The following is a 13,473-nucleotide window of genomic DNA, read 5'->3' as shown; positions in this document are numbered from 1 at the left end:
CCTGTGCCCCAGAGTCTTCCATCCGCGCGCGGATGGAAACCTTCGGAACGAGGCAGCTCGCTTGGAATTCGGCTTCCGTCCATTCCCTCCGCTTCCCCCCGTCACGCTCGCGGACGCCGCGGGATTTCGATTTCCCGCGCCCAGCGAGCGGGCCTTTCTCGAGCGGCTGACGTCGTTCGATCTGGAAGGCGCGCGGCTCCCGTTCGAGGAGATCGCGCGGTCCCTGGGAAACGTGCAGCCGTCCGAGTTGAAGATCGCTTCCCTGTACGCCTTCGAGCTCCTGTGCAACGTCAACCGTCTCGTCTGGCGCGGCGCCGCCGAGGAAGGACGCCGTCTGGAGAATCGCGCGATCCTGATCGAGGTCTTCTCGCGCCTCGCTTCGGCCGCCGAGCTCCGGTCGTCCTTCGAGGAGCGCTACTGGCGCATCGTCGCCCCCTTCCGCGGCGGATCCGAGGGACAGCACCCCGCGGTGTGCCGCGCCAAGGCCTTCATCCACGAGAGCTACCAGCGCAAGATCTCCTTGCGGGAGGTGGCGGCCCACCTCGGGCTTTCGCGGACCTATCTCTCGACGCTCTTCCGCCGCGAGTGCGGCATCACGCTGACGGAATACCTGCACCGCGTCCGGCTGCGGCGGGCGCAGGAGTTGATGCACAGCGGTCCCCCGGCTCTCTCCAAGGTGGCCGCGCTCGTCGGCTACCAGAATTACCGCGATTTCCACCGCAATTTCGTCCGCTACCAGAACGCCTCCCCGAAGAACTTCAGGCGCGACCTGAAGCGGTGCGTCGACCAATAGCTTTCTCCTCCCGGCCGCTCGCGCGCTCCCGGGCCTCGGGCCCGGCGGCTCCTCCTCCCCAGATCCGGCGCGATTCCGCCAGCAGGCGCCTCTTCTCCCGCTCCGGCAGGAACGACGCCCGCAGCGACTGCCGGTGGATTCGATAAAGGGCCGACGGAGAGAACCCGAGAAGGCGGTGCGCCCGCCGGTACTCCTCCGCCAGACTCGTCCGGAAGAGGGCGGGATCGTCGCTGTTCAGGGAGACGCGCATTCCGGATCGCACGAGGCGCGGCAGCGGATGGTCCCGCCAGCGCGCCACGACCCCGGTCCCGAGGTTGCTGGAGGGGCAGACGTCCAGCGGAACGCCCTCGCGCTTCAGCAGCCGGGTCACGCCGGGATCCTCCAGAGCCCGGATGCCGTGACCGATGCGCTCGGCGCCGAGCCATTCCACGGCGTCGCGCAGCGAGCGCGCTCCGTCGAACTCCCCCGCGTGGGCGACCGTCCGGAGGCCCGAGCGCCGGGCCTCGGCGAACAGGGCCGCGAACTCGCGGGCCGGCACCGACCGCTCGTCGCCGCCGAGCCCGATGCCCAGGACTCTCCCCCGCGAGGAGAGGGCGCATTCCAGGGTCTCCTCCAGGGCGCGCACGCCCCACTGCCGGACCCCGTCCAGGATCCAGCGAATCGAAGGCCCTCCCCGCCGCGCCCCGTCGCGCGCCGCCTCCTCGACGGCATCCAGGATTTCGAGGAACGGAACTCCCCGGCGGGTGAAAATCACGGCAGAAAGGAAGACTTCCGCCGCCACGATCCGCTGGCGTCCGAGGAAGCGGCTCAGATCGGCGGTCACCTGGGCCAGGTGGGTCGGTTTCCGGAGGGCGTGGGTCACCATCGCGAAATGCCGCAGAAAATCGGTAAAGCTGCGGTGCCGGTACGCTTGCGCGGGGTCCCCGGGAAGGCCTCTCTCCCGCCGGCGGCCGGGCCACAGCCGGCGCAGGCGCCGCAGCGTCACGCTTCCTTCCAGGTGCAGGTGGAGCTCCACGCGCGGCAGCCGTTCCAGGCGCCTCATCATCTTCGGCGACATGCTGGGGGACATGGCGACATCCTCGCGGCGGTTCCGCGGAGGGAGGCAGAGTCTTCTTCGAGGAAGCGCGGGGGGCCGTCAGTCCTGGACGGGCTTTGGGATCGGACTGTCGCTGAAAACCAGAGCGCCGTCGCCGGAGACGGTCCGATAAATCGGACTCTTGCGCGCCGCGGGAGCCTTTCCCGACTGCTTCGAAGAGCGGGTCCGCGCGCCCAGCGCGGGGCGCCCGTACCGCGTCAGGACCCGGTCGACGTAATCGCGCGTTTCGCGGTAGTTCGGAACTCCCCGATTGTTCTGGACGATCTTCTCCCCGGCGTTGTAGGCGGCCAGGGCGAGCACCAGGTCGCCGCCGAAGAGGTCCAGGAGATACCGGAGATAGCGCGCGCCGCCGGAGATGTTCTGCGCCGGATCGAAGATATCCTTGACCCCGAAGCGCGAGGCGGTGGAAGGCATCAGCTGCATGAGCCCGCGGGCGCCTTTCGGCGAGATGGCGCGCGGATCGAAGTTCGACTCCGCGGAGATGACCGCCTTCACGAGGTTGGGATCCACGCCGGATTCGCTGGCCGCGCTGCGGATGTGATTCGAGTATTCGCCGCTCACTTCGGCGGACGGCGAATAATGGCCCGTCGTGAGATAGGTGTGATAACCGCTCCCTTCGGGGGCGTTGGTCAGACGGATCGTGCCGTCCTTCTCCTTCTGATAGTAGATGGAGTCGGCGAAGGCCGCGGCAGCCCCGATCGGGACCATCAAGACGATCGCCACGGCTTTCCGCACCGCCCGGCGAATCATTTCTCGGCCTCCATCTGCCGGAGGACGACGTCCGGAGTCCTCGACAGGGCCTGGCGGATCCCTTCCGAGGTGGAGCGGCCGCCGGCCTCCGCCAGGTCCGCCCTTCCTCCGCCCCGCCCGTCGAAGCCGCGCGCCAGCTCCCCGGCGATGGCGCGCGCATCCAGAATTCCCATCAGATCCCGGCTGACCGCGACGAGGATCATGCCGCGATCCGGCTCCGGATTGGTTCCCAGCACCACGACGCCGCTCCCCATCTGCCCGCGGCGGCGATCGGCGAGCTCCCGAAGCGCCTTCTTGTCGAGTCCCTCGACGTACATCGGAAGGACCTTGACGTCCCGGACCTCCCGGACCAGGCTCTCCTCGCCGGTCCCTCCCGAGGTCGCCAGCTGCAGCTTCACTTTCTCGAGCTCCTTCGCGAGGGTGCGGTTTTGCTGGAGGAGCCGCTCCACCCCCTCGGGGAGCGCGGCGCGATCGACGTTGAATTTTTGCTGAAGGTCGGCCAGGATCGCGGCGTCCTCCCGGAACCGCCGGAGCGAAGCCTCGCCGCTCAGCGCCTCCACGCGCCGCACGCCGGAGGAGATCCCCCGCTCCCCCGTCACCTTGAAGAGTCCCAGCTCTCCCGTGGTCCCCGTATGGGTCCCTCCACAGAGCTCCGTCGAGAAATCCCCGATCCGGATCACCCGGACCCGATCGCCGTATTTCTCTCCGAACAGGGCCATGGCCCCCGTGGCGAGCGCTTCCTCGAGGGGCATCTCCTCCGCCGTGACCGGAAGGTCGGAGAGGATCACCTCATTGACGAGATCCTCCACCTGCGTCACCAAAGGAGGAGCCACCGGCGCGAAATGGCTGAAGTCGAACCGGAGGTGATCGGGAGCGACCAGGGAGCCGGCCTGCTTGACGTGCGTTCCGAGCACGTCCCGAAGCGAGGCGTGGAGCAGGTGGGTCGCCGTGTGATGGCGCGCGACTTCGGCCCTTCTCAAAGCGTCGACTTGGGCCGAGAGGAGGTCCCCGGTTCGCAGCGCGCCGGCTTCGAGGCGCACGCTGTGGAGCCTCACCCCGGGGGCCGCCAGCTTGCAATCGAGGACTTCCGCCCTGCCCTCCGGCCCGGTCAGCCAGCCGATGTCGCCGACCTGGCCGCCCGCCTCGGCGTAGAAGGGGGACACGTCGAGCAGCACCTCGCCCGTCTCCCGCTCCCGCAGCGCGTCGACGGTCTCTCCTTCGCGGCGCAAGGCCAGAACCCGGCACCCGTCCGCCGACAGCTGCGCGTACCCCACGAACCGCGTCGGAGCGAGTCCAACGAGATCCTCGCGGAAGGCCCGGGGAGCCGCCTCCCCTCCCTTCCAGGATTTCCGGGCGCGCGTCTTCTGGCGCTCCATCTCCTCGTCAAAGCCGGCCTGGTCGAGGCTCAAGCCGAGGCTCTCGGCTTCGTCCACCATGAGATCGAGGGGAAGCCCGAAGGTGTCGTAGAGCCGGAACACCTCGGCGCCGGGCACCTGCTTCTCCCCTTTCTGCCGGAACTTCGCCGCCAGCTCGTCGAAAAGGTTGAGGGCGACGCTGAGCGTCGAGGCGAACCGCTCCTCCTCCCTCAGGCAGACTTGCGCCACGAACTCGCGCGATTCCACCAGAGCCGGATAGGCGGCGGCGTTCAGATCCACCACCTTCTGCGTCAGGCGGTGCAGGAAGGGCTCGCGGCGCTCCAGCATCCGCCCGTGCCGGATGGCGCGGCGCAGGATGCGCCGCAGAACGTAACCGCGGCCGTCGTTGGCCGGCACGACGCCGTCCGCAATCAAAAACGTCACGGCCCGGACGTGGTCGGCGATGACGCGCAGGGAGACGTCGGAGCCCGGCGCCGCCCCCGGGGCCACCCCCAGAAGACGGGCGCCTTCCTCCAGAATCTCCCGCAGGAGATCGGTGTCGTAGTTCGAGTCCACGTCCTGGAGCGTCGCGGCGATGCGCTCCAGACCCATGCCGGTGTCGACGCCCCGCTCCGCCAGCGGCCGCAGGGAGCCGTCCTTCTGCCGGTCGAACTCCATGAACACCAGATTCCAGAGCTCCATGAAGCGATCGCACGAGCATCCGACGCCGCAGTCGGCCCGGCCGCAGCCGTGCTTCTCCCCGCGGTCGATGTGAATCTCCGAACAGGGCCCGCAAGGCCCCGTTTCGCCCATCGACCAGAAGTTGTCGGCCTCGTCCATCCGAAGCACGCGCGCCGGCGCCAGCCCCACGTCGCGGGTCCAGATGCCGTAGGCTTCGTCGTCCTCGCGAAAGACGGTGATCCACAGGAACGCGGGGTCGACTCCGTAGACCTTCGTCATCAGCTCCCAGGCCATCGGGATGGCCTCGGACTTGAAATAATCGCCGAAGGAGAAATTCCCCAGCATCTCGAAGAAGGTGTGATGACGCGGCGTGCGGCCGACCTGCTCGAGGTCGTTGTGCTTTCCGGAGACGCGCAGGCACTTCTGGGAGGAGCAGGCGCGGCGGTACGGGCGCTTCTCCCGGCCCAGGAACACCTCCTTGAACTGGTTCATGCCGGCGTTGGTGAACAAAAGGCTCGGATCGTTCGCAGGGACGAGCGAAGAGCTGGGAACGACCTGGTGCCCGCGCTCCTCGAAAAAGCGCAGGAATCCCTGCCGGATGTCGCGTCCCTTCCAGGGTTCCTGGCGTCCCGTCATCTCGAATCCTTCTCCGATCGCTGAACGTGGAAATGCGCCCCCCTTCCCAGGCCGCTTCGGGAAGGAGAGGCGGAATCGCCGGACGATGGACTCAGCTCTTGCCGAACTTGGCTCGCGAGAGCTCGAAGGCGGGATTGGCCCGGGGCCGGTCCTCGGCGCTCCGGAGCGTCCCCTCCATCTCCCCACGGGCGGCGTCGGCGGTCGACTCGATCCCCTGGAGCTTGAGCTTGAACTCCTCGGGGTTCGTGCACCGGCGCAGCGCTTCCTCCATGGTGATCAGCTCGCGCTTGTATAGAGTGTAGATCGATTGGTCGAACGTCTGCATCCCATACTGCGAGGTGCCCGCCGCGATGGCGTCCCGGATGAGCTTCGTCTTCTCCTTGTTCTCGATGCAGTCGCGAATGTAGCCGGTGGTCCTCAGAACCTCCACCGCCGGCACGCGCCCGCGGTCGTCGGCGCGGGGAAGCAGCCGCATCGAGATGACCGACTTGAGCACGACCCCCAGCTGCAGGCGGATCTGTTTCTGCTGATGGGGCGGGAACACCGAGATGATCCGGTTCACCGTCTCCGTGGCGTCCAGGGTGTGCAGGGTGCTGAGCACCAGGTGCCCGGTCTCCGCGGCGGTCAGCGCCGTCTCGATCGTCTCGTAATCGCGCATCTCACCCACGAGAATCACGTCCGGGTCCTGGCGCAGCGCCGAGCGCAGCGCGCCGGAGAAGCTCTTGGTGTCGACCTCCACCTCCCGCTGGTTGACGAGGCTCTTCTTGTCGCGGTGCAGGAACTCGATGGGATCCTCCACCGTCATGATGTGCTCGGTCCGCGTGCTGTTGATGTAGTCGATCATCGCGGCCAGGCAGGTCGATTTTCCGGAACCGGTCGTGCCGGTGACCAGGATCAGGCCGCGCGATTCATTGGAGATCGTCTCGATGACCGGCGGCAGAAGGAGCTCTTTGAACGTCAGAATCTTGGCGGGAATGACCCGGAGCACCAGCCCGACGGTGCCGCGCTGCTGGAAGATGTTCACCCGGAAGCGCCCCAGGCCGGGCACCGAATAGGCGATGTCGATCTCGAAATGATCCTTGAACTTCTGCTTCTGACGGCCGCTCATGATGGAAAAGGCCATGGCGATCGTGTCTTCCTGAGTCATGCGGGCCAGCTCGGCCAGGGGCATGAGCCTGCCGTTCACGCGAATCACCGGATGGCTGCCGACTTTCAGATGGAGGTCCGACGCCTTTCGTTCTGTAGCGATTTTGAGCAGATCGTTGATTTCCATTCCACTCCTCCGAGAGGCCCTGGCCGCGTCGGAGAATCTAGGGCCCCCGAGCGGGGAAGTCAATCAGTTACACCTTTGTTTTGAGCGTTTTATCCGTCCGGCCGGGAGGGTCGCCGCCGGCGGCCTCCGCCAGATCCCCCGCGACGAATTGCAGGATGGCGGTCGAAACGATGGCGGCCGTCTCGGTGCGAAGAGTCCTCGGGCCGAGGCGAAGCCGGAGAAATCCTGCCTGGCGGAACTCTTCCCGCTCTTCGTCGCTCCATCCCCCTTCGGGCCCCACCGCCACGGTCACCGCGCTCGCCCCCGAGAGCGCCGCCCGAGCCTCGGGTCCCAGGCCTTCCGAAGACTCCGGGTCCATGGCGACGCCGATTCCCCGGCAGGTCCGGGCGAGGATCTCCCCCAGAGCTCTCGGATCTTCCAGGAGAGGAAGCCGGGTCCGGCCCGATTGCTTGCAGGCCGACAACGCGATCCGCCTCCAGCGCTCCGGCTTTCGGGAGTCCCGATCGGCCGCCGGCCGGACGTCGGCGTGCTTCGAATAGAAAGGCTGGATGGCGTGCACGCCGAGCTCGGTCGCCTTCTGGACGACCAGGTCGAACTTCTCTCCTTTCGCCAGCGCCGCCATCAACGTCAGCGGCAGCGGCGATTCCGGAGAGGATTCCTCGCGGCCGATCCGAACGCGCGCTTCGCCGCGCAGAATCTCGACGAGCCGCCCCTCGAAGCCGCGTCCTTGCCCGTCGAACAGCGACAGCGTGTCTCCCGGCTGCAGGCGAAGGACCTTCCGGAGATGATGGAATTCCTCCCCGCGCACCGCGACCATCTGTCCCGTTTCGCGTGCTTCCGGGACGAAGAACCGGAATGGCATGATGGAAAACCGGCAAGGAAGTGAACGATCCCGAGGGTCTAGGCGAAGAAGTCCTTGACCCGATCCATGAAATCACGGTCCTCCAGGTCGGGCTCCTCTCCCTCCATCTCCGCGAGCTGCCGGAAGACTTCCGCCAGCTTCTTGTTGGACCGGGAAGGCTTCGGCGTGACCACCCGGAGGACGGCGTAGAGATCCCCGCGCCCGGAGCCGTTGACGGAACGCATCCCTTTCCCCTTCATCCGCAGCGAGGCGCCCGTCTGCGCCCCCTCGGGGATGCGGATCCTCTCGGGCCCGTCCAGCGTTTGCACCTTCGCCTCGCCTCCGAGAAAAGCCCGGGAGAAGGTGATCGGCAGCTCGCAATAGAGATCCCTTCCGTCCCGCTTGAAGACGGGATGCGGCGCGACGTGGATGACCACGAAGAGGTCGCCCGCTGGAGCGCCGCGCGTCCCCGCCTCGCCTTCTCCGGCGATGCGCATCTGCGTGCCGTCCTCCACTCCCGGCGGGATTCGGAAGCGAATCGTCCTTTCCTTCCGGAGCCTTCCCGCCCCCTGGCAGGACGCGCAGGGCTTGGCGATGATCCGTCCCGCGCCGCGGCAGCGATCGCAGGTCCGAGAAATGCTGAAAAAGCCTTGTTGAAGATGAATCGTTCCGCGGCCGCCGCAGAGATCGCAGACCGCGAGCGACGACGGATCGGCCGCGCCGCTTCCCCGGCAGGCCGCGCAGGTTTCCAGCCGCGGCACCTCGATCGTCTGCTCGGATCCCTGGTTGGCCTCCTCCAGGCTGATCTCGGCGTCGTAGCGAAGATTCGCGCCGCGGCGGGAGCCGCCCCCTCCGCGGCGCCCGGCGCCGAACAGGTCGCCGAGGCCGAACATGTCCCCGAGGATGTCCCCGAAATCGGCGAAGATCTCCGGGTCGAACCCGCTGAACCCCCCGGCGGCGACGCCCCGATGCCCGAACCGATCGTAGCTCTGGCGCTTCTCGGGATCGGAGAGGACGGAGTAGGCTTCCGCGGCCTCCTTGAACTTGTCCTCGGCTTCCTTGTTCCCGGGGTTCTTGTCGGGATGGTAGCGCATCGCCAGCTGGCGATAGGCTTTCTTGATCTCGGCGACTCCGGCGCTCCGGGACACACCGAGAACCTCGTAGTAATCACGCTTGCTCAAGGAAGGCAGCTCCCCAACGACCCGACCCCCCGGCCGCCCCCGCGACCGGGCCTTGCGATGCCTCGCCCGCCGATCGCTTCGTCCGGATCGGAGGGCGGTGAACCGATTTCAAGAACCTTGCTGCGGACCTCCGGATTCGCTTTCTCCGCCGCCCGCCGCCGCGGCGCCCGAGGGCGGGCTGTAGAGAATGACTTCGGTGAGGATCGCGGACGCCTCCCCGAGCTTCTCCAGGCACTTGGTGCTCTCGGAGATGGAGGATCCGTGGAGCGCCTTCTTGGCGTTCTCCAGGATGCGCTTCACCGTCCCCTGCTTCTCGGCGTCAAGCAGGCTGCCGAATTCCGTGAAGCTCTTCAAATTGGATTCCAGCAGGCCCTCGAGCCGTGCCTGGATGCGGTTCAGCTCGGCTTTCCGCCGGTCCGATTCGGAGTGCTTCTTCGCGTCCTCGATGATGTCGCTGATCTCCTTCTCCGAAAGCCCGCCGGAGGGAGTCACGACGATCTTCTGCTCCCGCGCCGTCGCCTGGTCCCGGGCCGAGACGTGCACGATGCCGTTCGAGTCGATGTCGAAAGTCACTTCGACCTGTGGAACTCCCTTCGGAGCCGGAGGGATGCCGACGAGCTCGAACCGGCCGAGCGATTTGTTGTAGGAGGCGATTTCACGCTCTCCTTGCAGGACATTCACCTCCACCTTCGCCTGGTTGTCGACCACCGTCGTGAAGATCTTCGTCTTCTTCGTCGGGATGGTGGTGTTCCGATCGATCAGCTTCGTGAACATCCCCCCGCGGGTCTCGATCCCCAGCGACAGGGGGGTGACGTCCAGGAGCACCATGTCCTTCACTTCCCCCTGGAGGATGCCGGCCTGGATGGCCGCCCCGATCCCCACGACCTCCTCGGGGTTCCGGTCGCGGCTCGGCTCCCTGCCGAAGATCGACCGGACCACCTCCATCACCTTCGGGGTTCTCGTCTGGCCGCCGACGAGAAGCACTTCGTCGATGTTCTCCGGCTTCAGCCCCGCCAAGTTCAGCGCCTCCAGGCAGGGTTTCCGGGTCCGCTCCACCAGATCGGCGACGATCTCCTCGAATTGCTCGCGCGTGAGGACCGCATTGAGGTGTTTGGGGCCCTTCGCGTCCGCGGCGATGAACGGGAGGCTGATCTCGGAGCGCGTCTCCACCGACAGCTCGCACTTGCTCTTCTCGGCGGCCTCCTTGAGGCGCTGGAGGGCGAGACGATCGGCGCGGAGATCGATGTCCTCCTTCTTCTGGAACTCGGAAAGCAGCCAGTCAACGATGCGCTGATCGAAGTCCTCGCCGCCCAGAAACGTGTCGCCGCTCGTGGCCTTCACCTCGAAGACTCCGTCTCCGAGCTGCAGGATCGACACGTCGAACGTCCCTCCTCCGAGGTCGTAGACGGCGATCTTTTTCTCGGACTGCTCGTTCAGCCGGTAGGCGAGCGAGGCCGCCGTGGGCTCGTTGATGATGCGGGACACCTTCAGGCCCGCGATCCGCCCGGCATCCTTGGTCGCCTGGCGCTGACTGTCGTCGAAGTAGGCCGGGACGGTGATGATCGCCTCGGAGATGTCGTCCTGGAGGTACTCTTCGGCCATATCCTTGAGCTTGGCGAGAACCATCGCGGAGATCTCGGGCGGGGAATAGTCCCGGTCGCGGACCCGCAGCCGCACGTCCCCGTTCGGCGCTTCGGTCATCTCGTAGGGCAGGAAACGGAGGGCCTGCTGGACTTCCGGGGCGTTGAACTTCCTGCCGATGAGCCGCTTGACGGCGTAGATCGTATTGCGCGGATTGGTCATCGACTGCCGTTTGGCGATCTGACCGACCAGGCGCTCCCCTTTTTCGGTGAATCCCACGATCGAAGGAGTGGTGCGGCCGCCGTCCTTGTTCGGGACGACCTGCGGAGTCCCCCCCTCCATGACCGCCACGCAGCAGTTCGTCGTGCCCAGGTCGATGCCGATCGTTTTTCCCATGGTTTTCAGCGGCCTCCTCTTCCGGGCTATCCCCCCTCCGAACCACCGACCTTGGACGAGACTTTGACGAGAGCGGGCCGGAGAAGTTGACCCCGGAACCGGTACCCCTTGCGCAGCTCCTCCAGCACGATCCCTTCCTCGAATCCTTGCACCGCTCTGGTCTCCACCGCCTCGTGGACGTGCGGGTCGAAGGGCTCACCCACCGAGCGGATCTCCTCGAGCCCTTCGCGGCCCAGGATGTCCATCATCTGCTGAAACGTGAGGGAGACGCCCTGGCGGAACGGGTCCCGAGGGTCAGCCGCCGGCTCGGCCAGCGCGCGCTGGAAATTGTCGAGGATAGGGAGAAGACGCGTCAAGAGGTCCTTCCAGATCCACCGCTGGGACTCCTCTTTGTCGCGCTCGGCGCGCTTCCGCGCGTTCTCGAACTCCGCCTGCTTCCGGAGAAGCATGTCGTAGAGCTGCTGCCGCGTGTACGGGATGGAGTCGGAAGGATCCGGTTCCTCGCGGGGTGGCGCTTCCGCCTTCCCCTCGTCCATGCCGACGACTTCGAGGATCTCGATGGAGTCGTCCTCATCCGTCGGGAGGTCGTCGTTCGGCGGCGGCGGGATGTTTTTGGCCTCCCGTTTCGCTCTTTTTTCAGTCATCGTTTAACCCGCGCGTAATATAGGTCAGGAGGGAGGGGCGGTCAATATTTTGCTCAGCAGTTTGGAGATATAGTCGACCAGCGCGATGGCGCGGGCGTACTCCATGCGGGTCGGGCCCAGAACCCCGAGCACGCCGGCGGGGCGATCGCCCATCTTGTAAGGCGAGGCGACGAGGGAGAGATGGGCCAGGCTGGGATCGGGATGCTCCGATCCGATGACGATGCGAAGGCCTTCGGAATCGGTGACTTCGTCGAGAATCTTGACCATCTTGCCCCGGGCCTCGAAGGTCTCGAAGATCTTCCGCATCTCGTCGATATCGGTAAAGTTCCCCTCGTTGAGGATGTTGGAGGTCCCCTTCATGTACACCTGTTTGCCGGCCTCGTCCGTGGGCTCCATGATTTGGGTGCCCAGGCTGATCGCCTGGGCCAGCAGCGTGTCGAACGCGGCCTTTTCCTCCTTCATCTTGGCCAGCAGAGCCTCCCGGATCTCGGGAAGGGTCTTCCCCTGATATTCGGCGACCAGATAGCGGCCGATCCGATCGAGATCTTCCTGGGAAAAGTCCTCCGAAGTCCGGGCGATCCGGTTGTGGATCACGCCGGCCCGGTCGACGAGGATGGCCAGGATCCGGTGCGGTCCGAGCGAGACGAACTCCAGGTGGCGCAGGATCGCGCGGGTATGATCGGGCGACACGACGAAGCCCACCTGATGGGTGAGCCGCGAAATCAGGCGGGAAATCTCCTCGAGGGCCTCGGGCAGGCTGCCCGGCTTGCGGATCACCTCCGCGATCTTCTCGCGGTCCGATCTCGGAAGCTCGATACCGGTGAGGAGGCTGTCGACGTAATACCGATAGCCCCGATCGGTGGGCACCCTGCCGGCGGAAGTGTGGGGCTGCATCAAGTAACCGGCCTCCTCCAGATCGGCCATGATGTTCCGGATCGAGGCGGGGGAGAGACCTTCCGGATGGACCTTGGCGATCGTCCGGGAGCCCACCGGCTCTCCGGTCTCGATGAAGTTCCGGATGATCTCCCGGAGGATCTCCCGATCCCTCCGGTCCAGCTCCGTTTCCGGCACTGAAACTCCCTTGCCCGCGGGCGCGGCGCGCCGCTCCAGCCTTAGCGGGTCCCCGGCGCGGAAGCCTCGGGGGCCTTGGCATCCCTTTTCTTCAAGAGGTAGCCGCGGATCAGCTCGTCGAGATCGCCGTCGAGAACCCGGTCGACGTTGCCGATCTCGATGTTGGTCCGATGATCCTTGATCAGACGGTACGGCTGGAGAACGTAGGACCGGATTTGGCTTCCCCAGGCGATGTCCTTCTTGGCGCCTTCCACCGCCGCCCGCTTCTCCTCGCGCGCCCGCTCCTCCATCTCGTACAGCCGGGAACGCAGGATCTTCATGGCCACGTCGCGGTTGCGATGCTGGGATCGCTCGTTCTGGCAGGAGACGACGATGCCGGTGGGCAGATGGGTGAGACGCACGGCGGAGTCGGTCACGTTGACGTGCTGGCCGCCCGCCCCGCTCGAGCGGTAGGTGTCGACGCGCAGATCCTTGTCCTCCACCTTGATCTCGATCCGGTCATCGATCTCCGGGCTGACATAGACGGAGGCGAAGGAGGTGTGCCGCCGGGCGGCGGCGTCGAAAGGGGAGATGCGGACCAGGCGATGGACGCCGCTTTCCGCCTTGAGGTAGCCGTAGGCGTTGGTCCCCTCGATGAAAAGGGTGGCCGATTTGATTCCGGCCTCCTCCCCCTCCTGATATTCCAAGGTCCTGAGCCGGTATCCGCGGCGCTCGGCCCACCGGAGGTACATCCGGTAGAGCATCTCGGCCCAATCCTGGGACTCGGTGCCTCCCGCGCCGGGATGGATCGTCAGGATGGCGTTGCGGACGTCGTTCTCCCCCGAGAGCATCATGGAGATTTCGGATCGCTGGATCTCCGTTTCCAGATCGGCCACCGACCTCCGGAGCTCCTGCTCCACCTCCTCCCCTTCGCGGGCCAGGTCGAGCAGGACCTGCGCGTCCTCCATCCGGCCGATCAGCTTTTTCCCCTCCTCGATCTCCTCTTGAAGGCGCGTCCGCCGCTGCAGCGCCGATTGCGCGGCCGCTTGATCCTTCCAGAAATCGGCGGAGCCCGACTCCTCCTCCAGCTTCTTCAGCTCGCCGGCTTTGCGCTCCAGCTCAAAGATGCCTCCGAAGGTCCGCCATGCGCGCGCCCAACTCCTCGACGCGCCGCGCCTGTTCCTCGAGCACCATCT

The 13,473-nt window shown here is 66.3% G+C and carries 11 protein-coding genes; 1 reads left to right on the top strand and 10 read right to left on the bottom strand.

The genetic code is table 11. The features are described 5' to 3' along the window. Positions 1 to 61: 61 nt before the first annotated feature. A complete protein-coding gene (locus VGR67_12810) occupies positions 62 to 793 on the top strand; it encodes an AraC family transcriptional regulator (GenBank protein HEV8337290.1) in 732 nt (243 codons plus the stop codon). Here VGR67_12810 and add read toward each other — a convergent pair. From add to prfB, 10 genes are all read right to left on the bottom strand, one after another. Further along, positions 759 to 1,862, bottom strand: a complete 1,104-nt coding sequence (gene add, locus VGR67_12805; protein ID HEV8337289.1) for an adenosine deaminase — start codon at positions 1,860 to 1,862, stop codon at positions 759 to 761. The two genes, VGR67_12810 and add, sit on opposite strands and share 35 nt — an antisense overlap. Before the next feature lie 66 nt (positions 1,863 to 1,928). Further along, positions 1,929 to 2,639 (bottom strand): lytic transglycosylase domain-containing protein, encoded by a 711-nt coding sequence (locus tag VGR67_12800; protein HEV8337288.1) that lies wholly within the window; start codon positions 2,637 to 2,639, stop codon positions 1,929 to 1,931. Beyond that, the gene (gene alaS, locus VGR67_12795) at positions 2,636 to 5,311 is read right to left on the bottom strand and encodes an alanine--tRNA ligase (GenBank protein HEV8337287.1); all 2,676 of its coding nucleotides are present in this window, start codon (positions 5,309 to 5,311) and stop codon (positions 2,636 to 2,638) included. The genes VGR67_12800 and alaS overlap by 4 nt, the downstream gene beginning before the upstream one ends. A 91-nt stretch (positions 5,312 to 5,402) precedes the next feature. Beyond that, positions 5,403 to 6,584 (bottom strand): type IV pilus twitching motility protein PilT, encoded by a 1,182-nt coding sequence (locus VGR67_12790; GenBank protein HEV8337286.1) that lies wholly within the window; start codon positions 6,582 to 6,584, stop codon positions 5,403 to 5,405. 67 nt (positions 6,585 to 6,651) lie between these two features. Further along, entirely contained in the window at positions 6,652 to 7,446 is a 795-nt protein-coding gene (locus tag VGR67_12785; protein ID HEV8337285.1) for a 16S rRNA (uracil(1498)-N(3))-methyltransferase, read from the bottom strand. 38 nt (positions 7,447 to 7,484) lie between these two features. Continuing rightward, complete coding sequence (gene dnaJ, locus VGR67_12780) at positions 7,485 to 8,606, bottom strand: molecular chaperone DnaJ (protein HEV8337284.1); 1,122 nt, start codon at positions 8,604 to 8,606, stop codon at positions 7,485 to 7,487. Positions 8,607 to 8,714: 108 nt separating this feature from the next. Continuing rightward, positions 8,715 to 10,583: a molecular chaperone DnaK gene (dnaK, locus tag VGR67_12775; GenBank protein ID HEV8337283.1), complete on the bottom strand. Its 1,869-nt coding sequence runs from the start codon at positions 10,581 to 10,583 to the stop codon at positions 8,715 to 8,717. Positions 10,584 to 10,609: 26 nt separating this feature from the next. After that, a complete protein-coding gene (locus tag VGR67_12770; GenBank protein ID HEV8337282.1) occupies positions 10,610 to 11,227 on the bottom strand; it encodes a nucleotide exchange factor GrpE in 618 nt (205 codons plus the stop codon). A gap of 24 nt (positions 11,228 to 11,251) precedes the next feature. Beyond that, on the bottom strand, positions 11,252 to 12,298 hold the full coding sequence (gene hrcA, locus VGR67_12765) for a heat-inducible transcriptional repressor HrcA (protein ID HEV8337281.1): 1,047 nt from the start codon (positions 12,296 to 12,298) through the stop codon (positions 11,252 to 11,254). 41 nt (positions 12,299 to 12,339) lie between these two features. After that, positions 12,340 to 13,471, bottom strand: a protein-coding gene (prfB, locus tag VGR67_12760; GenBank protein HEV8337280.1) for a peptide chain release factor 2 whose coding sequence is annotated in 2 segments (ribosomal slippage) — positions 12,340 to 13,407 and positions 13,409 to 13,471 — 1,131 coding nt in all. Because the reading frame shifts where the segments join, the coding sequence is not laid out codon by codon here. Positions 13,472 to 13,473 lie beyond the last annotated feature (2 nt).

The sequence above is a fragment of the Candidatus Polarisedimenticolia bacterium genome (assembly GCA_036004685.1).
In the GTDB taxonomy this organism is placed as follows: domain Bacteria; phylum Acidobacteriota; class Polarisedimenticolia; order Gp22-AA2; family AA152; genus DASYRE01.
The sequence above is the reverse complement of the archived record's forward strand: the minus strand, read 5'-3'. Positions and strand labels throughout refer to the sequence as shown.

Bases quoted from the DNA above. Each gene is read 5' to 3' on its own strand.
- add (HEV8337289.1), bottom strand. From the start codon at position 1,862: ATGTCCCCCAGCATGTCGCCGAAGATGATGAGGCGCCTGGAACGGCTG.
- VGR67_12800 (HEV8337288.1), bottom strand. From the start codon at position 2,639: ATGATTCGCCGGGCGGTGCGGAAAGCCGTGGCGATCGTCTTGATGGTC.
- alaS (HEV8337287.1), bottom strand. From the start codon at position 5,311: ATGACGGGACGCCAGGAACCCTGGAAGGGACGCGACATCCGGCAGGGA.
- VGR67_12790 (HEV8337286.1), bottom strand. From the start codon at position 6,584: ATGGAAATCAACGATCTGCTCAAAATCGCTACAGAACGAAAGGCGTCG.
- VGR67_12785 (HEV8337285.1), bottom strand. From the start codon at position 7,446: ATGCCATTCCGGTTCTTCGTCCCGGAAGCACGCGAAACGGGACAGATG.
- dnaK (HEV8337283.1), bottom strand. From the start codon at position 10,583: ATGGGAAAAACGATCGGCATCGACCTGGGCACGACGAACTGCTGCGTG.
- VGR67_12770 (HEV8337282.1), bottom strand. From the start codon at position 11,227: ATGACTGAAAAAAGAGCGAAACGGGAGGCCAAAAACATCCCGCCGCCG.